The organism is Mesorhizobium sp. M0166 (assembly GCF_040322255.1).
Classification (GTDB): domain Bacteria; phylum Pseudomonadota; class Alphaproteobacteria; order Rhizobiales; family Rhizobiaceae; genus Mesorhizobium.
Map to the genome: position 1 here is coordinate 30466 of NZ_JAMYTD010000004.1, position 21037 is coordinate 51502.

At 63.1% G+C, this 21037-nt stretch carries 25 protein-coding genes; 11 read left to right on the top strand and 14 right to left on the bottom strand.

Annotated elements, in window-relative coordinates; all coding sequences use genetic code 11:
* Positions 1-64: 64 nt before the first annotated feature.
* Together NKJ46_RS06725 and NKJ46_RS06730 are read right to left on the bottom strand one after the other, a co-directional pair.
* A complete protein-coding gene (locus NKJ46_RS06725) occupies positions 65-643 on the bottom strand; it encodes a cytochrome b (RefSeq protein ID WP_352663434.1) in 579 nt (192 codons plus the stop codon).
* A 156-nt stretch (positions 644-799) separates the two neighbouring features.
* Complete coding sequence (locus tag NKJ46_RS06730; protein WP_352464622.1) at positions 800-1690, bottom strand: LysR family transcriptional regulator; 891 nt, start codon at positions 1688-1690, stop codon at positions 800-802.
* A 105-nt stretch (positions 1691-1795) separates the two neighbouring features.
* Here NKJ46_RS06730 and NKJ46_RS06735 point away from each other — a divergent pair, with 105 nt between their 5' ends.
* On the top strand, positions 1796-2791 hold the full coding sequence (locus NKJ46_RS06735; RefSeq protein WP_352464624.1) for an aldo/keto reductase: 996 nt from the start codon (positions 1796-1798) through the stop codon (positions 2789-2791).
* A gap of 234 nt (positions 2792-3025) precedes the next feature.
* Here the strand turns inward: NKJ46_RS06735 and NKJ46_RS06740 are convergent, their stop codons facing one another.
* The 9 genes from NKJ46_RS06740 to NKJ46_RS06780 all read right to left on the bottom strand — a co-directional run bounded on the left by NKJ46_RS06740 (position 3026) and on the right by NKJ46_RS06780 (position 10572).
* On the bottom strand, positions 3026-3628 hold the full coding sequence (locus NKJ46_RS06740; RefSeq protein ID WP_352663436.1) for a nucleotidyltransferase family protein: 603 nt from the start codon (positions 3626-3628) through the stop codon (positions 3026-3028).
* 37 nt (positions 3629-3665) lie between these two features.
* Entirely contained in the window at positions 3666-6074 is a 2409-nt protein-coding gene (pheT, locus tag NKJ46_RS06745; protein ID WP_352663438.1) for a phenylalanine--tRNA ligase subunit beta, read from the bottom strand.
* A gap of 106 nt (positions 6075-6180) precedes the next feature.
* The gene (gene pheS / locus NKJ46_RS06750) at positions 6181-7266 is read right to left on the bottom strand and encodes a phenylalanine--tRNA ligase subunit alpha (RefSeq protein ID WP_352663440.1); all 1086 of its coding nucleotides are present in this window, start codon (positions 7264-7266) and stop codon (positions 6181-6183) included.
* A gap of 96 nt (positions 7267-7362) precedes the next feature.
* A complete protein-coding gene (gene rplT, locus NKJ46_RS06755; RefSeq protein ID WP_006201247.1) occupies positions 7363-7764 on the bottom strand; it encodes a 50S ribosomal protein L20 in 402 nt (133 codons plus the stop codon).
* Between the two features lie 38 nt (positions 7765-7802).
* Positions 7803-8006 carry a 50S ribosomal protein L35 gene (gene rpmI / locus NKJ46_RS06760; RefSeq protein WP_006201248.1) on the bottom strand — a complete coding sequence of 68 codons (204 nt, stop codon included), beginning with the start codon at positions 8004-8006 and terminating at the stop codon, positions 7803-7805.
* 191 nt (positions 8007-8197) lie between these two features.
* The gene (locus NKJ46_RS06765) at positions 8198-8839 is read right to left on the bottom strand and encodes a methyltransferase family protein (protein ID WP_352663442.1); all 642 of its coding nucleotides are present in this window, start codon (positions 8837-8839) and stop codon (positions 8198-8200) included.
* A gap of 227 nt (positions 8840-9066) precedes the next feature.
* Complete coding sequence (gene infC, locus NKJ46_RS06770) at positions 9067-9603, bottom strand: translation initiation factor IF-3 (RefSeq protein ID WP_023677573.1); 537 nt, start codon at positions 9601-9603, stop codon at positions 9067-9069.
* A gap of 175 nt (positions 9604-9778) precedes the next feature.
* The gene (locus tag NKJ46_RS06775) at positions 9779-10240 is read right to left on the bottom strand and encodes a GNAT family N-acetyltransferase (RefSeq protein WP_502903368.1); all 462 of its coding nucleotides are present in this window, start codon (positions 10238-10240) and stop codon (positions 9779-9781) included.
* A 47-nt stretch (positions 10241-10287) separates the two neighbouring features.
* Entirely contained in the window at positions 10288-10572 is a 285-nt protein-coding gene (locus tag NKJ46_RS06780; RefSeq protein ID WP_352663446.1) for a type II toxin-antitoxin system TacA family antitoxin, read from the bottom strand.
* Positions 10573-10764: 192 nt separating this feature from the next.
* Here NKJ46_RS06780 and NKJ46_RS06785 point away from each other — a divergent pair, with 192 nt between their 5' ends.
* The 4 genes from NKJ46_RS06785 (at position 10765) to NKJ46_RS06800 (ending at position 14128) form a co-directional block, all read left to right on the top strand.
* Positions 10765-11532, top strand: coding sequence for an alpha/beta hydrolase (locus NKJ46_RS06785; protein ID WP_352663448.1), 768 nt, complete (start codon positions 10765-10767; stop codon positions 11530-11532).
* Between the two features lie 4 nt (positions 11533-11536).
* A complete protein-coding gene (locus tag NKJ46_RS06790) occupies positions 11537-12679 on the top strand; it encodes a benzoate/H(+) symporter BenE family transporter (RefSeq protein WP_352663450.1) in 1143 nt (380 codons plus the stop codon).
* 116 nt (positions 12680-12795) lie between these two features.
* Positions 12796-13272 carry a DUF2852 domain-containing protein gene (locus NKJ46_RS06795; protein ID WP_352663452.1) on the top strand — a complete coding sequence of 159 codons (477 nt, stop codon included), beginning with the start codon at positions 12796-12798 and terminating at the stop codon, positions 13270-13272.
* Between the two features lie 97 nt (positions 13273-13369).
* Entirely contained in the window at positions 13370-14128 is a 759-nt protein-coding gene (locus NKJ46_RS06800; protein ID WP_352663454.1) for a M48 family metallopeptidase, read from the top strand.
* Positions 14129-14136: 8 nt separating this feature from the next.
* Here the strand turns inward: NKJ46_RS06800 and NKJ46_RS06805 are convergent, their stop codons facing one another.
* Complete coding sequence (locus NKJ46_RS06805) at positions 14137-14355, bottom strand: hypothetical protein (RefSeq protein ID WP_352464644.1); 219 nt, start codon at positions 14353-14355, stop codon at positions 14137-14139.
* Positions 14356-14521: 166 nt separating this feature from the next.
* Here NKJ46_RS06805 and NKJ46_RS06810 point away from each other — a divergent pair, with 166 nt between their 5' ends.
* The 6 genes from NKJ46_RS06810 (at position 14522) to NKJ46_RS06835 (ending at position 20180) form a co-directional block, all read left to right on the top strand.
* Positions 14522-15181, top strand: coding sequence for a phosphoribosylanthranilate isomerase (locus NKJ46_RS06810; RefSeq protein WP_352663929.1), 660 nt, complete (start codon positions 14522-14524; stop codon positions 15179-15181).
* 33 nt (positions 15182-15214) lie between these two features.
* Positions 15215-16465, top strand: a complete 1251-nt coding sequence (gene trpB / locus NKJ46_RS06815) for a tryptophan synthase subunit beta (protein ID WP_352663456.1) — start codon at positions 15215-15217, stop codon at positions 16463-16465.
* A 2-nt stretch (positions 16466-16467) separates the two neighbouring features.
* Positions 16468-17307, top strand: coding sequence for a tryptophan synthase subunit alpha (gene trpA, locus NKJ46_RS06820; protein ID WP_352663458.1), 840 nt, complete (start codon positions 16468-16470; stop codon positions 17305-17307).
* Between the two features lie 96 nt (positions 17308-17403).
* The gene (gene accD, locus NKJ46_RS06825) at positions 17404-18330 is read left to right on the top strand and encodes an acetyl-CoA carboxylase, carboxyltransferase subunit beta (protein WP_352663460.1); all 927 of its coding nucleotides are present in this window, start codon (positions 17404-17406) and stop codon (positions 18328-18330) included.
* 55 nt (positions 18331-18385) lie between these two features.
* Positions 18386-19711, top strand: coding sequence for a bifunctional folylpolyglutamate synthase/dihydrofolate synthase (locus NKJ46_RS06830; RefSeq protein ID WP_352663462.1), 1326 nt, complete (start codon positions 18386-18388; stop codon positions 19709-19711).
* A gap of 49 nt (positions 19712-19760) precedes the next feature.
* Positions 19761-20180 (top strand): VOC family protein, encoded by a 420-nt coding sequence (locus NKJ46_RS06835; protein WP_352663464.1) that lies wholly within the window; start codon positions 19761-19763, stop codon positions 20178-20180.
* Between the two features lie 47 nt (positions 20181-20227).
* On the opposite strand, the gene NKJ46_RS06840 is transcribed toward NKJ46_RS06835, so the two are convergent.
* Both NKJ46_RS06840 and trxA read right to left on the bottom strand, forming a co-directional pair.
* A complete protein-coding gene (locus tag NKJ46_RS06840) occupies positions 20228-20509 on the bottom strand; it encodes a cupin domain-containing protein (protein WP_254815949.1) in 282 nt (93 codons plus the stop codon).
* Positions 20510-20641: 132 nt separating this feature from the next.
* Positions 20642-20965, bottom strand: a complete 324-nt coding sequence (gene trxA, locus NKJ46_RS06845) for a thioredoxin (RefSeq protein WP_352663466.1) — start codon at positions 20963-20965, stop codon at positions 20642-20644.
* Positions 20966-21037: the final 72 nt, after the last annotated feature.

The window sequence follows — 21037 nt, forward strand, 5'->3', positions numbered from 1 at the left end:
ATGGTCCTCTTGGTAGGCAACGCTTTCTTGCGTCCTCGCCCCATCAACGAATGAGCCGTCCGCTCTATTCCGTGTCGCGATCTGACGAAGCCGTGATCATGCGCTTCAGCACGGTATCCCTCAGCCAGAAATGGTGGCGCAGCGCTGCGGCGAGATGCAAAGCGACAAGTCCGATGCCGGCATAGGCGAGATACCAGTGCGTCGCTGCCCAGAAGCTTTCTGCCGTGTCCGATTCGCCAAGCGGCAGATTGGGCATGACGAACAGATTGAACGGCACGCTCGGGATCTCCAGCACCGAGACCGAGACCAGCGCCCAGCCGGACAGCGGCAGAGCGAGCTGAAACGCATAAAGCGCGAGATGGACCAGCGGTGCCATCCGGCGCTCGAACGGCCCGACCGAGCGCGGCAGCGGCGGGGCCGGTCTGCCTAGGCGCCAGGCGATGCGCAGGATCACCAGCCCAAGCAGCAGGAAGCCGAAGGATTTATGCAGCTGGATCAGTTCGAAGGCGGTGCGCTGGCTGGACAGCCGCACCATGACGAAGCCGAGCACGAACTGGCCGATAAAGAGCGCCGCGATCAGCCAGTGAAGGATGATCGCCGTCCAGCCGTAGCCGGCCGTTTGGTTTTTGGGCAGTGTAGACATGGTCGGTGAACGAATGCCAGGTCTGGTTTCTTCCAGGCCAGAAAGGCGGTTCCACTTGTGTTTGGAGACGAATAATTGCCGGCGCCGGCGCCGCCAACGGCCGTGAGATGAGCATTCAGCCTGAAGAGATTGCCCGCCGCTGTTCCGGCGGTGCCCCTATGCACTCATCCCGAAGAAATCGACAAAGGCCCTGAGTGCCGGCCGCATCTGGCGGCGGCTGGGGTAATAGACGAAGAAGCCGTCGAAGGGCGGGCACCAGTCCTCCAGCACGCGAACGAGCTTCCCGGCGGCGAGCGCGTCGCGGACATAGTCCTCGAACACGAAGGCGAGCCCGGCGCCGTCAACCGCGGCGTTGGCAATCAGATGGTCCTCGTCGAGGATCAGCGGCCCTTGCACCGCTATCTCGATCTCTTCGCCGTTTTTCTCGAATTCCCAGCGGTAGAGAATGCCGCTGGAGAAGCGGAAACGGATGCAGCGGTGGCCGGCAAGGTCGTGCGGATGGATCGGCCTGGGCCTGGTCTCGAAATAGGATGGCGCGCCGACCACGGCGCCGCGGAGGTTCGGCCCGATACGCACCGCGATCATGTCGCGCTGCAGGCTCTCGCCCAGCCGCACGCCGGCGTCGAAGCCGCCTTCGACGACATCGGTGAAGCGGTCCTCGATGACGATCTCCAGCACGATGTCCGGATAGGCCGCGGCAAAGGCGCCGAGTCGAGGCGTCAGCGTCAGATGGGCCGCGGTGCGCGGCACGTTGAGCCTCAGATTGCCGGCCGGCCGGTCGCGCGCCTCGATCGCCGATTCCAGCGCCAGGTCGATCTCCGACAGCGCCGGCCTGAGACGCTCGAGCAGCTGCGCGCCTTCCTCGGTCGGGGCGACGCTGCGCGTGCTGCGCGCCAGAAGACGGACGCCGAGGCGGGCTTCGAGGCTGGAAACGGCATGGCTGACCGCGGATGGCGCGATTGCCAGCTCCTTGGCGGCACCGCGAAAACTGCCGCATTGGGCGACAGTTGCCAGCACAGCGAGCTGTGAAAGATGGGTTCGCTTCATTGATCTATTTCTTGGAACAGCCCGTGCAGATGAGAGCCGATTATCGAACGCAGCGCAAGAGGCTATCTCTGCGGCATCACAACCATCACAACAAGGAGACAGGTGATGCAAACCCGCAAGCTTGGCAATGAACTCGACGTCTACCCGGTCGGCCTCGGCTGCATGGGGATGAGCTTTGCCTATGGCGGCCAGCCGGAGGCAGACGCGATCGCCACGCTGCGCCACGCCGTCGAGATCGGCGTCAATTTCTTCGACACGGCCGAAGTCTATGGCCCCTACGAGAACGAGGTCCTGGTCGGCAAGGCGCTGAAGCCGGTGCGTGACAAGGTGACGATCGCAACCAAATTCGGCTTCAAGATCCTCGAAGAAGGCAGCGGCATGGAGCGCATGGCCGGCGTCGACAGCCGCCCCGAACATGTCAAGGCGGTTGCCGAAGCGTCGCTGAAGCGGCTGGATACCGAAGTGATCGACCTCTACTACCAGCACCGCGTCGACCCCAACGTGCCGATCGAGGATACGGTCGGCGCCATGGCCGAGCTGGTGCGCGAGGGCAAGGTGCGGGCGCTCGGCCTGTCGGAGGCGAGTGCGGCTACCATCCGCCGGGCGCATGCCGTGCATCCGATCGCCGCCGTGCAGAGCGAGTATTCGCTGTGGACCCGCGATCCGGAAGAAGAAGTGTTTGCCGTCTGCCGCGAGCTCGGCATCGGCTTTGTCCCCTATAGCCCGCTCGGCCGCGGCCTGCTCACCGGCACGATCGCCAAGCCCGATGTTCTCGGCGCCGACGACTGGCGCCGCGGGTTGCCGCGCTTCCAGGCCGACGCCATGGCGGCCAATGCGGCGGTCGTCGCCGTGCTGGAAAAGATGGCCGCCGAGAAGGGCGTGACGCCGGCGCAGCTGGCGCTCGCCTGGGTGCTGCATCAGGGCGACTTCATTGTGCCGATCCCTGGTGCGCGAAAAATCCGCCATCTGGAGCAGAATACGGCGGCAGCCGATATCGTGCTGAGCCAGGCCGAAGTGGCATCTATTGGCGACGCCCTGTCGCCGGAGAAGGTGGTCGGCAAGCGCTATACCGAGGAGCTGCTGGCGCTGGTCAACGGGTGAACGGCACAGTAGTCGAAACGGGGCGTTTCGGCACCCTTTTTGACTAGACCTCGACGCGAGGCACCCCCCTCTGTCCTGCCGGACATCTCCCCCTCAAGGGGGGAGATTGGCAGTTCCAGCGCGCTGCCCGCCCTTCCGGCGCCGGTGATTAGCGAAAGCAGAGGCGACATCCGATCTCCCCCCTTGAGGGGGAGATGCCCGGCAGGGCAGAGGGGGGTGCCTCGCGCCGACATTCTACCAAGGCACGACACTGATCTCCGGCCAGTTCTCCCTTGCGCGAGCGCCCTTCGTCTCGTGCGTCTGCCGATTGTCCAGTGCCCGGTTCGGGGTAATGCGAAACGAGAAGATGTCGTCGAGCCCGAACGGCGCCACGAGCGCGAGTTGCCCATCTGTGCCGAATCTAACGCCGACCGCATGGGTTTTCGACGCGAAATAGAAAAGCGCCTCGGCGGACGACGACAGCCTGGGATAGGAACCGCCAAAGCGCGCCTCAAACCACAGATGCACCCGCGCCTGATTGCGCACCTCGACCGGCAGCTTCAGCCCTTCGAAATGCTCCGCCGCACGGCGGATGACTGTGTCCTCGGCTTCATATGACAGATCGCTCTCATCGAAATAAAACAGGTCGACATCCCGGATGCCGTACCCCGACGGGTTTCCGGTCAGATAATTCCAGACGCTGTTGTAGAGCGCGCCGGACACGACCAGCCACTCGGGTAGGCCTAGCTCCCGTGCCCGCTTCAGCGTCTCGCCGACCAGCGGATCGGTTGAGACGATATCGAGAAAGGCTGCACGCTGTTCCTCAAAGGGCAGCCCCGAATAGCGCAAATGGTTCATCGCCCTTTGGAGGGCGATTCGCCATGTGTCCGCAAGCTCAGCCGCGCAGCACACCGCCGGTCTGCTTGCCGACATTCTCGACGATGTGCTTGGCCAGCGCCTCGAAATCCTCGTCGGTCAGCGTCTTTTCGACCGGCTGGATCGACACCTCGATGGCGATCGATTTCTTCGCCGCCCCAAGTGCGGCACCTTCGAAGACGTCGAACACCGAGACGCCGGAAATCAGCTTTCGGTCGGCGGCAAGGGCGGCGCGAACGAGTGTGCCGGCTTCGACCGCCTTGTCGACGACGAAGGCGAAGTCGCGCTTGACCGCCTGGAAGGCGGACAGATCCAGTCTCGGCTTTGTCCGAGTCGGCTTGGCCTTCGGCTCGGGCACCGCATCGATGAATACTTCGAAGCCGCAGAGCGGGCCGGAGACGTCCAGCCCTTCCAGCGTCTTCGGGTGGAATTCGCCGAAGGTGCCGAGCACGACCTTCGGCCCAAGCTTGATCGTGCCGGAGCGGCCGGGATGATACCAGGCCGGGCCGCCGGCCTCGATCTGCAGCCGCTCGACGGGCGCGCCGCAGGCTTCGAGTGCGGCGATCGCATCGGCCTTGGCATCGAACACGCCGACGGCGCCGGCGTTGCCGGCCCAATGGCGGCCGAAGCCCTCGAGCTTGGCGGTGCCGCGCCGCACGCCGGCGGCAACACGTCGCTGCTGGTCGGCGCCGTCGCCCTCGTAAGTGCCCGACACTTCGAACAGCGCGACATCACCGATGCCCTTGTCGGCATTGCGTTGCGCTGCCGCGATCAGCCCCGGCAGCAGCGACGGCCGCATGTCCGACATGTCGGCGGCGATCGGGTTGGCAAGCTTCAGCGCCTGCTGGCCGCCGCCGAACAATTCGGCGTGTTTTGCCGGAATGAACGACCAGGTGACGGCCTCCATCATGCCGCGCACGGCAAGTGCCCGCTTGGCGGCACGGGTGCGGATCTGCAGCACGGTCAGGATCTTGGCGTTGACCGCGTCGTGGCTGCCGAGCGGCTGCGGCGCGATATTGTCGACGCCGTGGATGCGCATGACCTCCTCGACCAGGTCGGCCTTGCCGTCGACATCCGGCCGCCAGGACGGGACTGCCACATTGACGACATCGCCGGCGCCCTCCGGCTTGAAGCCGAGGCGGGCTAGAATGTCGAGGCTCGTCGAGTGCGGCACTTCGATACCGGTCAGCCGCTTCACTTCCGACAATGGGAACGAGACGATCTTCGGCCGATGGCCGGTATAGCCGACGACTTCGGTTTGCGTCGGCGTGCCACCGCAGAAATCGAGCACCAGCTTCGTCGCCAGCTCCAGGCCGGGAACCATCATTTCCGGGTCGACGCCGCGCTCGAACCGATAGCGTGCATCGGTGATGATGCCGAGCGTGCGGCCGGTCCGGGCGGTGGCGATCGGGTCCCAAAGCGCCGACTCGATCAGCACGTCGGTGGTGTTCTCGTCGCAGCCGGAATGCTCGCCGCCCATAATACCGGCGATCGATTCGATGCCGTCCTGGTCGGCGATCACGCACATCTCCGGCGTCAGCGTGTATTCGCGGCCGTCGAGCGCCAGCACCTTTTCGCCGTCTCGCGCCCGGCGCACGGTGAGATTGCCGGTGACCTTCGCAGCGTCAAAAACATGCAGCGGCCGGCCGCGGTCGAAGGTGACGTAATTGGTGATGTCGACGAGCGCGCTGATCGGCCTCAAGCCGATGGCGAGAAGCCGTTGCTGCAGCCATTTCGGCGACGGGCCGTTCTTGACGCCGCGCACCAGGCGCAGCGCAAAGCCGGGACAGAGCTCCGGCGCTTCGATCGTCACCTTTATCGGCGTCTCGCCCTTGCCGGAGATCGGCTCTATCGGCGCGCTCTTCAGCGTGCCGAGCCCGCTCGCCGCCAGATCGCGGGCGATGCCATGGACACTGGTGGCATCCGGCCGGTTCGGCGTAAGATTGATCTCGATCAGCGGGTCGTCGAGATGGGCATAGGCGGCGAAACTGGTGCCGACCGGCGCATCGGCCGGCAGGTCGATGATGCCGTCATGCTCTTCGGACAGCTCGAGCTCGCGCTCGGAGCACATCATGCCGTGGCTTTCAACGCCGCGGATCTTGCCGACGGTCAGCGTCACGTCGATGCCGGGAATATAGGTGCCCGGTGCTGCAAAGGCGCCGATCAGGCCGGCGCGGGCGTTCGGCGCTCCACACACAACCTGCACAGGCGGCTTGCCGTCGCCTGTGTCGACGGTCAGCACGCGCAGCCGGTCGGCGTCGGGATGCTGGACCGCCGTCAGCACCTTGGCGATGACGAAGGGGGCCAGGCTCGCCCGGTCGTCGACATGCTCGACCTCGAGGCCGATCGAGGTGAGACGCTCGACGATTTCCGCCAGCGAGGCGTCGGTCTCGAGATGATCCTTGAGCCAGGAGAGGGTAAGTTTCATGACTGTGTTCCGTCTGGTCTGGGCACGCTGCACTTGAAGCTATGCGGCCGCGCGTCGGACATGTGCAGGAAGGCGAGCTGCCCGCGGATTTGCTGCGGCCAGCTCGTCACGCGCTCAAGCCCCCGAACAGCGTCGGCATGTCGAGCGGCCTAAATCCGTAATGCGACAGCCAGCGCACATCCGCGTCGAAGAAGGCGCGCAGATCCGGCATGCCGTATTTCAGCATGGCAATGCGGTCGATGCCCATGCCCCAGGCAAAGCCCTGGTATTCGTCGGGATCGAGGCCGCCGTAACGGAGCACATTGGGGTGGACCATGCCGCAGCCGAGGATCTCCATCCAGTCCGAGCCCTCGCCGAAGCGCACCTCGCCGGGCCGCGAACGGTCGCACTGGATGTCGACCTCGAGGCTGGGCTCCGTGAACGGGAAGAAGGACGGCCGGAAGCGCATCTTGACGCTCGGCACCTCGAAGAAGGCCTTGCAGAACTCCTCCAGCACCCACTTCATGTTGGCGACATTAGCCGATTTGTCGATCACCAACCCCTCGACCTGATGGAACATCGGTGAGTGGGTGGCATCGGAATCCTGCCGGTAGGTCTTGCCAGGAATAACGATGCGGATCGGCGGCTTCTGCATCTCCATGGTGCGGATCTGCACCGGCGAGGTGTGGGTGCGCAAAAGCTTGCGTTCGCCCTGCGCGTCCGGCTGGAAGAAGAAGGTATCGTGCATCTCGCGCGCCGGGTGGCCTTCCGGGAAGTTCAGCGAGGTGAAATTGTAATAGTCGGTCTCGATGTCGGGACCTTCGGCAATGGCAAAGCCGAGATCGCCGAAAATCGCCGCGATCTCGTCGATAACCTGGCTGATCGGATGGATGCGGCCGCGCTCGGCCGGCGATTGCCTGACCGGCAAGCTGACGTCGACCTTCTCGGCGGCAAGCCGTGCCGTGATCGCCACATCTTTCAGCTCGGCACGGCGCGCCGAAAGCGCCTCGGTAACGCGGTTCTTGAGGCCGTTGATTGCCGGGCCTTTGACCTGGCGCTCCTCGGCGCTCATCGAGCCGAGTGTCTTCAGCATCTCGGAAACCGAGCCCTTCTTGCCAAGGGCCGAGACACGCACCGCCTCGATCGCCTGCTCGTCGGCGGCCGAGGCGATCTCGGCCATCAGGGAATTTTCGAGAGTTTCCATGTCACTCATGTTCCAGATCCGATTGGAAGCAAAGAAAAACCCGCGCCAGCCCTGCCAGCGCGGGTTTCCCAAATCAAGTGTCGAATAGCTTGGGAAGCGCTGGTCTTAAGCGACAGCGCTTTCAAAAGCATTCGGCGTGGTATTCTTGAGATATTCGAGCGCGACCTTGGCCTTGGCCACGAGTGCGGCGAATGCCTGCGGCTCGTGGATGGCCATATCCGACAGGATCTTGCGATCGATCTCGATGCCGGCCTTGTTGAGACCGTCGATGAAACGGCCATAGGTCAGGCCATGCTCATGCGTCGCCGCATTGATGCGCTGGATCCACAGCGCGCGGAACGAACGCTTGCGGTTCTTGCGGTCGCGATAGGCGTACTGCAGCGACTTTTCCACCGCCTGCTTGGCGATGCGGATGGTGTTCTTGCGACGGCCGTAAAAACCCTTGGCGGCTTTCAGGACCTTCTTGTGCTTGGCGTGCGAGGTGACGCCTCTCTTTACGCGTGCCATGTCATGATCTCCTTAAAACGCTGTCCAGACCGAATGCCCTAGAGGCCGTTCGGCAGAAAATTCTTGATGACCTTCTTGCCATCCGGTTCAGCCAGAACCATCGTGCCGCGGGCATTTCGAATGAACTTGTTGGAACGCTTGATCATGCCGTGACGCTTGCCGGCCGCAGCCGACAGAACTTTACCCGTACCTGTGATCTTGAACCGCTTCTTGGCGGCCGATTTGGTCTTCATCTTGGGCATTTTGCTACTCCGTTTATATGCGCACCAATGCGCTTTTTGTTCGCTTCAGGCCGACCAAAGCCCGAAAAGCAAATGAAACCGCCACGGCATGCCCTGCCGGGCGGTTTTTTGGGAACGGCGGTCCTATACGTCAAAGCGGGCTAGCGCGCAACACCCCGTGCTCAGCAACACTGTACTCAGCAACACCGGACTCAGGGGAAACGGAACAGCACCGGCAATATGCCGGACTGCTGGGCGCCGTCGATCAGTTCGAAAGCCGGCAAGGCAACCAGGAAGACCAGACCGTCCAGCAGCGTGGTTCGCAGCAGGCGCGGCTTGAAGCCGCCGGTGTCGCCTTCCTGATACAGCGCCAGCTTCGGGAAAAAGCGCGGCACTTTCGCCAGGTAGGCCTGGTATGGCGCGCCGAGAACCTCCTTGAGGAATTTCTCCTCGCGCAGGATAACGATGTAAAAGGCACCCGCGCAGAGCGCTCCAAAGCCGATCGTGGCGGTGATGGAGCCGATCTGTGCGCCGACACCGGCGGCAGCTAAAGTAGAGAAGACATAGAGCGGGTTGCGGGTGATCGAATATGGCCCGCCGGTCACCACTTCGGAGGATTTGCGTCCACCAATATAGAGCGTCGACCACAAGCGTCCGACGATGCCGAGAAAGATCAGCACGACGCCGACCATTTCGATCGTTTCATGCACAGGCGTATCGGGCGGAAAAACCGACTGCCCGAACAAAAGCATCGCGAACAGGACGACGACGACGACGGCAAGCACCATCCTGCGCGTGTGCTGGTAGCTGCCCAGCCCGTATTTGGCTTCCGAATGCTTGACGTCATTGACCATGTCGGGAATCCGATCGTCGAGGGAACCAGAGCGTCTTTGCTCTCGCCGGCGATCGCAGCGTCTGGCCAAGAAACAGGCGCCCCGCCGATCGCCGGGACGCCTTGCAACATGATTCAGGCGGATTTTATGCACGTCGCCCAAAAAGCCTCCCCACGGACTTGACCCGAGGGTGCGCAGCGGTTTTGGGACAACGACATGCACAAAACAGAACTAAAGCGCAACGCGCTTTAGCGGGGCGCCAGCACCATCATCATCTGGCGGCCTTCGAGCTTCGGTTCGGCTTCGACCTTGGCGATGGGCGCCACTTCCTCGCGAACCTTGTTCAGAAGCTGCATGCCGAGTTCCATATGCGCCATCTCGCGACCGCGGAAGCGCAGCGTCAGCTTGACCTTGTCGCCTTCCTCGAAAAAGCGCCGGACGGCCTTCATCTTGGTCTCGTAGTCGTGGCTGTCGATGTTCGGGCGCATCTTGATCTCCTTGATCTCGATGACCTTCTGGTTCTTGCGTGCTTCGGCCGCCTTCTTCTGGTTGGCGTATTTCAGCTTGCCGAGATCGAGGATCTTTACGACGGGCGGCACTGCATTGGGCGATATCTCGACCAGATCGAGCCCAGCCTCTTCGGCGAGCAGCAATGCGTCGTTGATGGAGACATCGCCGCGGTTCTGGCCTTCGGCGTCGATTAGCTGGACCCGGGGAACCCGGATGTCACGGTTGGAGCGCGGGCCTTCCTTGGTGGGCGCCGCTGCTTTGAAAGGTCTGCGAATGGTCGTGGTCTCCTTGAGCCGTTTCGTTAAGGGGTTCTTCAGTTCAGAATTGCGAACGCGCAATGTGGTGAGCGCGCGGTCGGAGTCAATAGCACAGCATTCTCAGGAAATCACCTGCTCGATGAGAAGAGCAAGACCAAGGCGGCGAACAAACGCGGCTGCGCATGAATGATGGTCAGTAGCCGGAGAGCCAGGCACGGATATCGTCAAGCGAGCGCATCAGAACCGAAGGGTTGTCGCGCGCCGGGATGAATCCCCAGCTTTGCCAGAATGTCTCGGCCTCACCATCAATGGCGCGAACAATGACGGCGCGGCCTGCGACGATTGCCGCGCCGGCGATACACCGTTGCAAGGCGTCCTTCACAAGCGCCGAGCCTATCCCCCGGCCGACATGGCGGCGGTCTACGGCAAGCTGGCCGATTAGCAAACAGGGAATTGGATCCGGCGGGCGCCCCGTTCGGATGGCACGTGGAGCGGTGTTGGGCTCAATCACAGTCGGAGCCAAGCCATAGTAGCCGATCACCTGACCAGCATCGTGAACCACAAGGACGCGAGTAAAGCCACGCGTGTGATTCGAATGGGCGAAATTCGCCAGCCAATGGTCAAGTGCGGGCTTGCCGCATTCGAACCCTTCCAAGCGATGTCTTTCCGAGAGGAGTTCGACACCAGACAGCGCCACCCGATTCAGCTGCTCCCGAAAGATTTACGTCGCAGGCGCTCGGCGACCTTGGGTGGAATGGGAGCAGGCGTCGCACTGATCGCCTGCACGAAGTCCCGAAAAGCGTCTGGGGAGAGCCGGATGACGATTTCGTTCAGGATGGCGGTTTGCGCCTCCTGAATTGCGGCGCGTCGCATGAATTCCGTTCTCGAAAGGCCGAGGAGGTCTGCGCCACGATCTTTGATCGCAAGATCATCGTTGCGGAACCGCATCGATACGGGCGTCTCTTTTCTCGGTGACAGGGCGGACATTGCGCGGCTTCCTGGACGGTCAAAGACATATAGGGCTCTGTAACGCGATACGCAATACATTAAGCAAGCGACCGCCGTGTCGAATGGGAACGCGAAGGCAAATCAGCGCCGTTGCACCAAGCTAAAGACACCGCAGAGCACTTTTCGTTGAATGCCTTGCTGTGCCAAAAGACCGGCGTGAGGGAATACACCATGACCACCACCCCGATCTTTCTGGACGTCGACGGGACGAGCATCGCCGTCAGGCATGCGGCAGGTGCCGAGCCCGGCATCGTCTGGCTTGGCGGCTACAAATCCGACATGCTGGGCACCAAGGCCGAAACCCTGTCGGAATGGACGCGCAAAGAAGGCCGCGCCTTCCTGCGCCACGATTATTCCGGCCACGGCGAATCGAGTGGCGCCTTTGCCGACGGCACCATCTCGATATGGCTGGGCGAGAGCATGGCGGTTTTCCGCCGCTTCACCCAGCGCCGGCAAATCCTGGTCGGCTCGTCGATGGGCGCGTGGATCGCGCTGCGCATGGTGCAGGAGTTGTGCAGGGCGGGCGAGAACAGCGTCGCCGGCCTTGTGCTGCTGGCGCCGGCGCCTGATTTCACGTTCGAACTGGTGGAGCCGGTGCTGACCGGGGCGCAGAAGCGCGACCTCAGGAAAAAGGGCTTTTTCGAAGAGCCGTCGGACTATTCCGTCGAACCGTACATCTACACCCGCACACTGATCGAGGACGGCCGCAACAACCGGGTGATGACCGGGCCGATCGACACGCACTGTCCGGTCCACATCCTGCAAGGGCTGGCCGATCCCGACGTGCCGTCGAGCCATGCGCTGAAGCTGGTCAGCCTGCTGCCGGCCGACGACGTCACGTTGTCGCTCATCCCCGACGGCGATCACCGCCTGTCGCGGCCGCAGGATCTCGACATGCTGGTGCGGGCGGTGGACGCGATGGTGCGGCAGGCGGGATAGAGACATGCGCATTTCCATTCCGGTGTCCGCCTCGGTGGCGGCGATCGTCGGCTTCGGCGGTACGCTGGCCATCGTCATTGCCGCGGCCAAGGCGGTCGGCGCAACGCAGGTCGAGACCGCAAGCTGGGTGACGGCGCTTTGCCTGGCGATGGCGATCGAGAGCCTGTGGCTGTCGTGGCGTACGAAAATGCCGGTCATCACCGCCTGGTCGACGCCAGGCGTCGCGCTGATCGCCGCATCGACCGGCTTTTCGATGGGCGAGGCGGTTGGCGCCTTCATCGTCACCGCGGTCCTGCTGATCACCACAGGCCTGTTCAGGCCGTTGACCAAGCTGATCGCCAGAATACCGGCTTCGGTCGCATCCGGAATGCTGGCCGGCATCGTCGTCACCTTCGCCATCAATGCGGTGAAAACCGTTCCCCTCGACCCCTGGCTGATCCTGCCGCTGGTTGCGGCGTTCTTCGCCATCCGCCTGTTCAACCCGGCGCTGTCGGTGCTGCTGGTGCTGATCGGCGGCGGTCTCGCCGCCTTTCTCACCGGCCGGGTCGGCGGTCTGCCGGCACCGGAACTTTCGAGCTTGACGCTGGTGATGCCGCAGTTCAGCGCCACCGCGATCATCGGCCTCGCCTTGCCGCTCTACCTCGTCACCATGGCCTCGCAGAACTTGTCCGGCCTCGCCGTGCTGAGGGCAGCCGGCTATCATCCCGAACCCGGGCCGCTGATCGGCGTCACCGGCCTGTTTTCGCTGCTGACGGCGCCGTTCGGCGCCTCGACCACCAATCTGGCGGCGATCTCCGCGGCGATCTGCACCGGGCCTGATGTGCATCCCGATCCGGCCGAGCGCTGGAAGACCGGGCCGTTCTACGCGCTGGCCTATCTCGTCTTTGCCCTGTTCGGCGCATCGCTGGTGGCGATCTTCGCCGTATTGCCGCAGAGCCTGATCGCGCTGGTCGCCGGCCTGGCGCTAATGGCACCGCTCGCCAATGCGCTGTCAATCGCCTTGAAAGACGAGGACGAGCGGATGGCCGCCACCGTCACCTTCGCCGTCACCGCATCGGGGCTGACGCTGTTCGGCGTCGGCGCGGCGTTCTGGGGGCTGATTGCGGGATTGGTCGTGCTTTTCCTCGAAAAGCTCAAAAAGCGATAATCATTTCAGCCGCTTGTCCGGTTTTGGCGGTTGCTGTCTTGAATCGCCGTTTTCTCCATCCCATTTCGATTCCACGCAGCCGGATTTGGCTGTCTCCAACTGAAGGATTGGGAGAAATGAACACATCTGCATTGATCCGTCCGGCCTGGACGCCGGCGACCATCGCGTTGATGGTGATCGGGTTCATGGTGTTCTGGCCGCTCGGCTTAGCCATGCTCGCCTACATCATCTGGGGCGACAGGCTCGACGGCTTCAAGCGTGACGTCAACCGCGCCACCGACGGCATCTTCGCCGGCTGCCGCCGCGGTTCCGATAAGGCCGCGCGCTGGGGTCATGGCTCCGCCCGCACCGGCAACGTCGCTTTCGACGATTGGCGCGAAAAGGAGCTCGAGCGGCTTGCCGAGGAACGCCGCAAGCTCGACGAGATGCTGAGCGAGTTCGACGAATATGCCCGCGAATTGCGCCGCGCCAAGGACCAGGAAGAGTTCGATCGCTTCATGGCCAACCGTAACAAGTCGACGTCGCCCACGACCGGATCGACGACGAACAACAAACCCAGCGGCAAGTCCACGCCGGGCCTGCTCGACGAGTAAGGTCCCGTGCGCAGATAGATAGTCCAACGGCGTCGCGTCAGCGGCGCCGTTTCTTTTTTGTTCTAGTCGTTTCCCTCGAATCACGTATCGTCCCGGGATGTCCTTCGGCTTCTTTCGCACTCCGACGAAACCCAAGCCCACGCCCGTCGTGGAGCGCGAGCATTGCGTTGCCGGCCGCACGCTGCCGCTCAAGATCGTCGAGAACGACCGGGCGCGGCGCCTGACGCTGCGCATCGATTCCGGCGGCCGCGGCCTGCGCATCACCGTGCCGCCGGGACTGCGCCGCGGCGAGGTGGAAAAATTCCTCGACCGCCATCAGGACTGGCTGGAGCAAAGGCTGGCCAAGGTGCCCAATCGGCCGCAGGTGCGGCCCGGCATCAAGATACCGGTGCGTGGCGTGCCGCATCGCATCGTCCATGAACCGTCGAAACGCGGCACGGTCACGCTATCGCGCGACGAGCGCGGGCCGCTGATGATCGTGCATGGCGAACGCGTGCACCTGCCGCGCCGCATCGCCGATTTCCTCAAGCGCGAAGCCAAGCGCGAGATCGAAGCGCTGGTGACCAAGCACAGTGCTGCGGTCGGCAAGCGCGCCAAGGCGATCCGCTTCAAGGATACGTCTAGCCGCTGGGGATCGTGCACGTCGGAGGGCAATCTGTCGTTTTCCTGGCGCATCATGATGGCGCCGCGGCCGGTGATAAACTACCTCGTCGCGCATGAGGTGGCGCATCTCAAGGAGATGAACCACGGCCCGAAATTCTGGAAATTATGCGAGCAGCTTTGCCCGGACACCGAGCGCTGCAAGGACTGGCTCAAGCGCAATGGCGGCGCGCTGCAGGCGATCACGTTCGAGTAGTTGTCCGATCAATCGTCATTCGCCGCGTTCAACTCCTCCGGCCGCAACCCCTCATCGACATGGCGCGGCCAGGGCAGGAAATCCTGCTCGAAGGTGTCGTTGCTGAAATAGGCCAGCGCCCGGTGCGCCTCGGCGCCGTTGAAAGCGGCCTTGTCCATCAAATGAGCGATGACCTCATGGGCCTGCGCCAGCTTGTGCCTGAGTTCCGCGACGGTCTTTTCCGGCATGGTCTTTGTTCTCCCGCCTTTGTGCCTGAGCAAGTAGCGCGTCGCGCTCTTATATTAGCAAGGTAGCGCATTCGGCTCTTACATTAGCAAGGTAGCGCGTTCCGCGCCGGCGGCAAACAGGATGCTTTTTCTCGACTCTTTGGCTGTTTCGTGCCAATCCCGCGCCATGGCGCTCGACATCAAGATATGCGGGTTGAAGACCGACAAGGCTCTGGCTGCGGCATTGGCCGGCGGCGCCAGCCATGTCGGCTTCATTTTCTTTGCCAAAAGCCCGCGCTATGTCGAGCCGGCGGAAGCCGGCCGCCTGCGCGAAGCGGCGCGCGGCAGAGCCAAGGCGGTTGCGGTCACGGTCGACGCCAGCGACGTGTTCCTGGATGAGATCGTCGAAAAGATGCAGCCCGACATGCTGCAGCTTCACGGCGCCGAAACCCCCGGGCGGGTGGCCGAAGTGAAGGTGCGCTACGGCTTGCCGGTGATGAAGGCGCTGCCGGTCAGCGAGGCTGCCGATCTCGAGCGGGTTAGACCCTTCATCGGCATTGCCGACCGTTTCCTGTTCGACGCCAAGCCGCCTAAGGGTTCGGAATTGCCGGGCGGCAACGGCCTTGCCTTCGATTGGCGCGTTCTGGCTGGCCTTGACGCCGGCGTCGATTACATGCTTTCCGGTGGGCTCAATGCCGGCAATATCGGCGACGCCCTTCGGCTGGCGAACCCGCCCGGAATTGATATTTCCTCGGGCGTGGAGAGCGCCCCGGGCGTCAAGGAACCGGCGCTGATCGAACAATTTTTCCGGACCGTCGGGGCAGCACGCGACAACCGCGCCGCCTGACCACGCTTCAAACCACAGACCAGGAGATCGGCGATGGATAAGCCGGCGATACCGAATTCCTTCCGCACCGGCCCCGACGAGCAGGGCATGTTCGGCATTTTTGGCGGTCGTTTCGTTGCCGAAACGCTGATGCCCCTGATCCTCGAGCTGGAGCGGCACTGGAACGAGGTCAAGAACGACCCGGATTTCAAGGCCGAACTGACCGATCTCTCGACGCATTACGCCGGGCGGCCGTCGAAGCTCTATTTCGCCGAAGGCCTGACCAGGCACCTTCGCGAGGTTTCCGCGGCTAAGGGCCTCGGGGGCGGCGCAAAGGTCTATTTCAAGCGCGAGGACCTGAACCACACCGGCTCGCACAAGATCAACAACTGCCTCGGCCAGATCCTGCTCGCCAAGCGCATGGGCAAGACGCGGATCATCGCCGAGACCGGTGCCGGCCAGCATGGCGTCGCTTCCGCCACGGTGGCGGCGCGCTTCGGGCTTCCCTGTATCGTCTATATGGGCGCGACCGATGTCGCCCGGCAAAGTCCCAACGTCTTTCGCATGAAACTTCTGGGCGCCGAGGTGCGGCCGGTGACCGCCGGCCACGGCACGCTGAAGGACGCCATGAACGAGGCGCTGCGCGACTGGGTGACCAATGTCGAGGATACCTACTACCTGATCGGCACCGCCGCCGGCCCGCACCCCTATCCGGAGCTGGTGCGCGACTTCCAGTCGGTGATCGGCACCGAGGCGCGTGCCCAGATCCTCGAGCAGGAAGGCAGGCTGCCGGACACCATCATCGCTTGTGTCGGCGGCGGTTCCAACGCTATCGGCCTGTTCCATCCCTTCCTCGACGACAGTGAGGTGCGCATCATCGGCGTCGAAGCCGGCGGCCGCGGCCTCGACGGCATCGAGCATTGCGCCTCGATGAGTGCCGGCGCGCCCGGCGTGCTGCATGGCAACCGCACCTACCTCCTGCAGAACGCCGACGGCCAGATCATGGACGGCCACTCGATCTCGGCCGGCCTCGACTATCCCGGCGTCGGGCCGGAGCATTCGTGGCTGCGCGATTCCGGCCGCGTCGACTATGTGCCGATCCTCGACAGCGAGGCGCTGGAGGCGTTCCAGTTGACGACACGCGTCGAGGGCATCATTCCTGCGCTTGAATCGGCCCATGCCATCGCACAGGCGGTGAAGATCGTGCCTGATATGGACAAGGACCAGATCGTCATCGTCAACCTGTCCGGCCGCGGCGACAAGGACGTGCATACGGTGGCCAATATGCTGGGCATGGAGATCTGATCATGGCCACCCGTATCGACCGCCGCATGGCAAAGCTGAAGGCCGAGGGGCGCCCGGCACTCGTCACCTATTTCATGGGCGGCGACCCCGACTATGAGACGTCCTTGTCGATCATGAAGGCGCTGCCCGGCGCCGGCAGCGACATCATCGAGCTCGGCATGCCGTTTTCCGATCCAATGGCCGACGGCCCGGCGATCCAGGCGGCCGGCCTGCGGGCGCTGAAGGGCGGCCAGACTTTGGTCAAGACGCTGAAGATGGCCTCGGAATTCCGCGCCGGCGACAATGAAACGCCGATCGTCTTGATGGGCTATTACAATCCGATCTACATCTACGGCGTCGAGCGCTTCCTGAGCGATGCGCTGGCCAGCGGAATAGACGGGCTGATCGTCGTCGACCTGCCGCCTGAGATGGACGAGGAACTTTGTATCCCGGCACTCAAGGCCGGCATCAATTTCATCCGGCTGGCGACGCCGACCACCGACGACAAGCGCCTGCCCAAGGTGCTGCAGAACACATCGGGATTCGTCTACTACGTCTCGATGACCGGCATTACCGGTTCGGCACTGGCCGACACCGGCAAGGTGGCGGCAGCGGTCAAGCGCATCAAGAGCCATACCGACCTGCCGGTCTGCGTCGGCTTCGGCGTCAAGACCGCCGAGCAGGCGCGCACCATCGGCGCGTCGGCCGACGGCGTCGTTGTCGGCACCGCAATCGTCAATGCCGTCGCCAACGTGCTCGGGCCGAAGGGCGAAAAGACCGCCGATCCGGCCGAGGCCGTCGCCACGCTGGTCAGCGGGCTTTCGCAAGGGGTTCGCGCGGCTCGCCTTGCTGCCGCCGAATAATCTTGATCTTCTGGTTGGCCATGACCTTTGCCGAAAACCGGTTTCCACTTTTCGGGATCATGGTCTAACTCTTCGTAAGGACAGGAGCCGAAGCGAATGAACTGGATCACCAATTACGTCCGTCCGAAGATCAATTCGATGCTCGGCCGCCGCACCGACATGCCGGAAAACCTGTGGATCAAGGATCCCGAGACCGGTGAAATGGTGTTCCACAAGGATCTGGAGCAGAACCAGTTCGTCATCCCGTCCTCCGGCCACCATATGAAGATATCGGCCAAGGAACGGCTGAAATTCTTCCTCGACGACGGCAAATACGAGACGCTGGAAAACCCCAAGGTCGTTCAGGATCCGCTCAAGTTCCGCGACGAGAAGCGCTACGTAGACCGGCTGAAGGATGCCAAGGCCAAGACCGGCATGGAAGACGCTATCATCAATGCGCTGGGCACGGTCGAGGGCGTGCCGGTGGTGGTGACGGTGCAGGATTTTGCCTTCATGGGCGGCTCGCTCGGCATGGCTGCCGGCGATGCCATCGTGCATGGTTTCGAGGTCGCCCTGCAGCGCAAGCGGCCGCTGATCCTGTTTGCGGCCTCCGGTGGCGCCCGTATGCAGGAAGGTATCCTGTCGCTGATGCAATTGCCGCGGACCACGGTCGGCGTCGACAGGCTGAAGGAAGCCGGCCTGCCCTACATCGTCGTCCTGACCAACCCGACGACCGGTGGCGTCACCGCCTCCTACGCCATGCTGGGTGACGTGCATATTGCCGAGCCCGGCGCCCTGATCGGCTTTGCCGGCCCGCGCGTCATCGAGCAGACCATCCGCGAAAAGCTGCCCGACGGCTTCCAGCGCGCCGAATATCTGATGGAACACGGCATGGTCGACATGGTGGTGTCACGGCTGGAGATGCGCCAGACGATTGCGCGGCTGCTGAGAATGGTGCTCAAGCTGCCGGAAGAGCAAAAACCGCAGGAGCCGGAGATCCTGCCGCCGTCGGTGATTCCGGCCGAAGCCCGGCCGCACGCCTGACGCATTCGCCACGAACTGCGATTGCGCGCCGTCCGTGGCGCGCCTAGGATTCGCCATGACCACGCTTGCCGCCGACCGCGAAATCGAAAGCCTGATGGCGCTTCACCCGAAGGGCTTCGACCTTTCGCTCGACCGCATTTCGCGGCTACTCGAACGCCTCGGCAATCCGCAGGACCAGCTACCGCCGGTCATCCACATCGCCGGCACCAACGGCAAGGGCTCCTGTGCCGCCTTTTCACGGGCGCTGCTCGAAGCCGCCGGCTACCGCGTCCACGTCCATACCTCGCCACATCTGGTGAACTGGCACGAGCGCTACCGGCTGGCCGCCGATGGCGGCGGCAGGCTGGTGGACGACAAGGTCTTCGCCGAAGCCATCGCCCGCGTCGCCAAAGCCAATCAAGGTCAGAAGATCACCGTCTTCGAAATCCTCACCGCCGTCACCTTCCTGCTGTTTTCCGAACATCCGGCCGATGCCGTCATCCTCGAGGTCGGCCTTGGCGGCCGCTTCGACGCCACCAATGTCATCGCCGAGCCGGCCGTGTCGGTGATCATGCCGGTGTCGCTCGACCACGAAGCCTATCTCGGTGACCGCGTCGAGCTGATTGCCGCCGAAAAGGCCGGCATCATCAAGCGCGGATGCCCGGTCGTCATCGGCGCGCAGGAAAGCGAGACGGCGCAGCAGGTGCTCATCGAAACCGCCGAGCGGCTCGACTGCCCCGCCTTCGTCTATGGCCAGGATTTCCTTGCCTATGAGGAAAACGGCCGCATGGTCTATCAGGACGAAGATGGGTTGATGGACCTGCCGCCGCCGCGCCTGCCGGGGCGCCATCAATTCGCCAATGCGGCGGCGGCGATTGCGGCGGTCAAGGCGGCGGGCTTCGAGATCAGCCACCGCGCCGCCGAGAAGGCGATGACGAATGTCGCCTGGCCGGGCCGCATGCAAAAGCTGCCTCAGGGCCGGCTGAGCGAACTTGCGCCGAAGGGCGCCGACATCTGGCTCGACGGCGGCCATAATCCCGGCGCCGGCGTGGTCGTCGCCGAGGCGCTGGCCGAGCAGGAGGAAAAGAACCCGCGGCCGCTGTTCCTGATCTCGGGCATGATCAACACCAAGGACCAGAGCGGCTATTTCCGCGCCTTCAAAGGGCTGGTGCGGCATGTCTACACCGTGCCGGTGAGCCTGAGCGACGCGGGCGTGCCGAACGACGAGCTGGCGACCCGCGCCATCGAGGCCGGCCTGTCGGCCGAACCGGTCAGTTCTGTCGCCAATGCGCTGATGCTGCTGCGCGACACATGGGACGGACCACCGCCACGCATCCTGATTGGCGGATCGCTTTACCTGGCCGGCGCGGTATTGGCCGAAAACGGCACGCCGCCGGTTTGAGGCGTGCTTCACCCGGACACACTTACCAGATCACCGCGAGGAGCCAATCATGATCAAGGTAAAGCAGCTCGCTCACGTTTGCATTTTCGCGAATGACCTGGAGATGACGCGAAGCTTCTATCGCGACGTCCTCGGCATGGACACCCAGTTCAATTTCCTGCGCGACGGGAAGATTTTCGGCTTCTACCTCAATTGCGGCAGCCGTAGCCATGTCGAGGTGTTCCAGAAAGACGACGCCAGCTATGGCGACTTGAACCAGATCAACCACTTCTGCCTCGAAGTGGAAAACATCGACGCCGCGATCGCCCATCTGAGGTCAAAGGGGGTTGATGTCACTTCCAAGAAACGCGCATGCGATGACACCTACCAGGCTTGGATCCGCGACCCCAACGGCGTGAAGATAGAACTGTTCGAATACACTGAGAAAAGCGCCCAATTCGTCGGCGGCGATCGTATCGCGGATTGGTGATCGCACTGCGCCGGACAGTTGTAGCGGCGCAGCCGATGGTTGGTGGACTATTTCAGCTCGACCTCGATGAAGGCGAATTCGCCATCGTTTGCGCTGATGACGTCATGTTCGACGCCCTCATTGCGGAAATACGGCGAGCCCTTCTTCATTTCGGCGAAGGATTCGCCATCCTTGGTCAGGAGCTTCACCTTGCCGTCAGTCAACGGCACGATCACATAGTCGTGGCCATGGCGGTGCCAGCCGGTGTTGTCGCCCGGGGCGAAGCGGTATTCGGTGACGATGACGCGCTCATTGTCGATGAAGACGGTGGCCTTGGCGGATCCGGTCATATCGCTTCTCCTTTGTGTTCAGAAGAGAAGAATACCGGGCGGCAAGCCGCGAGTGCCAGAGCGGCCCACCAATGACGCCAGCAAAAGAAAGCCCGGCGCGAGGCCGGGCTTTTCCGCAAAATTTTGATCGGATCAGGCGAGGCTGCCGTTGATCCAGTGCGACAATGCCGTTTTCGGCGCAGCACCGACCTTCATGTCGGCGACTTCGCCGCCCTTGAAGATCATCAGCGTCGGGATCGAGCGCACGCCGAACCGCGCGGCCAGCTCAGGATTCTCGTCGATGTTGAGCTTGGCGATCTTTATCTTGCTGCCGAGTTCGATGGCAATGTCCTCGAGCGCCGGGGCGATCATCTTGCACGGGCCGCACCATTCCGCCCAGAAATCGACCACGACCGGCTCCTTGGCGTTGAGCACGTCGGCCTGGAAATTGCTCTTGTCGACCTTGACGGTGGCCATGCTGAGATCCTTTCGATTTGTTCGTCGCACCAAATGTGGTGGTGATCGCGTCCGTGTTCAAGCAAGTGTTGT

Coding starts and splice junctions, on each gene's coding strand:
- NKJ46_RS06740 (WP_352663436.1), bottom strand. CDS start 3,628: ATGAACCATTTGCGCTATTCGGGGCTGCCCTTTGAGGAACAGCGTGCA.
- NKJ46_RS06840 (WP_254815949.1), bottom strand. CDS start 20,509: ATGACCGGATCCGCCAAGGCCACCGTCTTCATCGACAATGAGCGCGTC.
- pheS (WP_352663440.1), bottom strand. CDS start 7,266: ATGAGTGACATGGAAACTCTCGAAAATTCCCTGATGGCCGAGATCGCC.
- NKJ46_RS06800 (WP_352663454.1), top strand. CDS start 13,370: ATGTCCTTCGGCTTCTTTCGCACTCCGACGAAACCCAAGCCCACGCCC.
- NKJ46_RS06730 (WP_352464622.1), bottom strand. CDS start 1,690: ATGAAGCGAACCCATCTTTCACAGCTCGCTGTGCTGGCAACTGTCGCC.
- pheT (WP_352663438.1), bottom strand. CDS start 6,074: ATGAAACTTACCCTCTCCTGGCTCAAGGATCATCTCGAGACCGACGCC.
- rpmI (WP_006201248.1), bottom strand. CDS start 8,006: ATGCCCAAGATGAAGACCAAATCGGCCGCCAAGAAGCGGTTCAAGATC.
- trxA (WP_352663466.1), bottom strand. CDS start 20,965: ATGGCCACCGTCAAGGTCGACAAGAGCAATTTCCAGGCCGACGTGCTC.
- NKJ46_RS06780 (WP_352663446.1), bottom strand. CDS start 10,572: ATGTCCGCCCTGTCACCGAGAAAAGAGACGCCCGTATCGATGCGGTTC.
- NKJ46_RS06790 (WP_352663450.1), top strand. CDS start 11,537: ATGCGCATTTCCATTCCGGTGTCCGCCTCGGTGGCGGCGATCGTCGGC.
- NKJ46_RS06830 (WP_352663462.1), top strand. CDS start 18,386: ATGACCACGCTTGCCGCCGACCGCGAAATCGAAAGCCTGATGGCGCTT.
- rplT (WP_006201247.1), bottom strand. CDS start 7,764: ATGGCACGCGTAAAGAGAGGCGTCACCTCGCACGCCAAGCACAAGAAG.
- NKJ46_RS06805 (WP_352464644.1), bottom strand. CDS start 14,355: ATGCCGGAAAAGACCGTCGCGGAACTCAGGCACAAGCTGGCGCAGGCC.
- trpB (WP_352663456.1), top strand. CDS start 15,215: ATGGATAAGCCGGCGATACCGAATTCCTTCCGCACCGGCCCCGACGAG.
- NKJ46_RS06810 (WP_352663929.1), top strand. CDS start 14,522: ATGGCGCTCGACATCAAGATATGCGGGTTGAAGACCGACAAGGCTCTG.
- NKJ46_RS06795 (WP_352663452.1), top strand. CDS start 12,796: ATGAACACATCTGCATTGATCCGTCCGGCCTGGACGCCGGCGACCATC.
- trpA (WP_352663458.1), top strand. CDS start 16,468: ATGGCCACCCGTATCGACCGCCGCATGGCAAAGCTGAAGGCCGAGGGG.
- accD (WP_352663460.1), top strand. CDS start 17,404: ATGAACTGGATCACCAATTACGTCCGTCCGAAGATCAATTCGATGCTC.
- NKJ46_RS06725 (WP_352663434.1), bottom strand. CDS start 643: ATGTCTACACTGCCCAAAAACCAAACGGCCGGCTACGGCTGGACGGCG.
- NKJ46_RS06765 (WP_352663442.1), bottom strand. CDS start 8,839: ATGGTCAATGACGTCAAGCATTCGGAAGCCAAATACGGGCTGGGCAGC.
- NKJ46_RS06785 (WP_352663448.1), top strand. CDS start 10,765: ATGACCACCACCCCGATCTTTCTGGACGTCGACGGGACGAGCATCGCC.
- NKJ46_RS06735 (WP_352464624.1), top strand. CDS start 1,796: ATGCAAACCCGCAAGCTTGGCAATGAACTCGACGTCTACCCGGTCGGC.
- NKJ46_RS06835 (WP_352663464.1), top strand. CDS start 19,761: ATGATCAAGGTAAAGCAGCTCGCTCACGTTTGCATTTTCGCGAATGAC.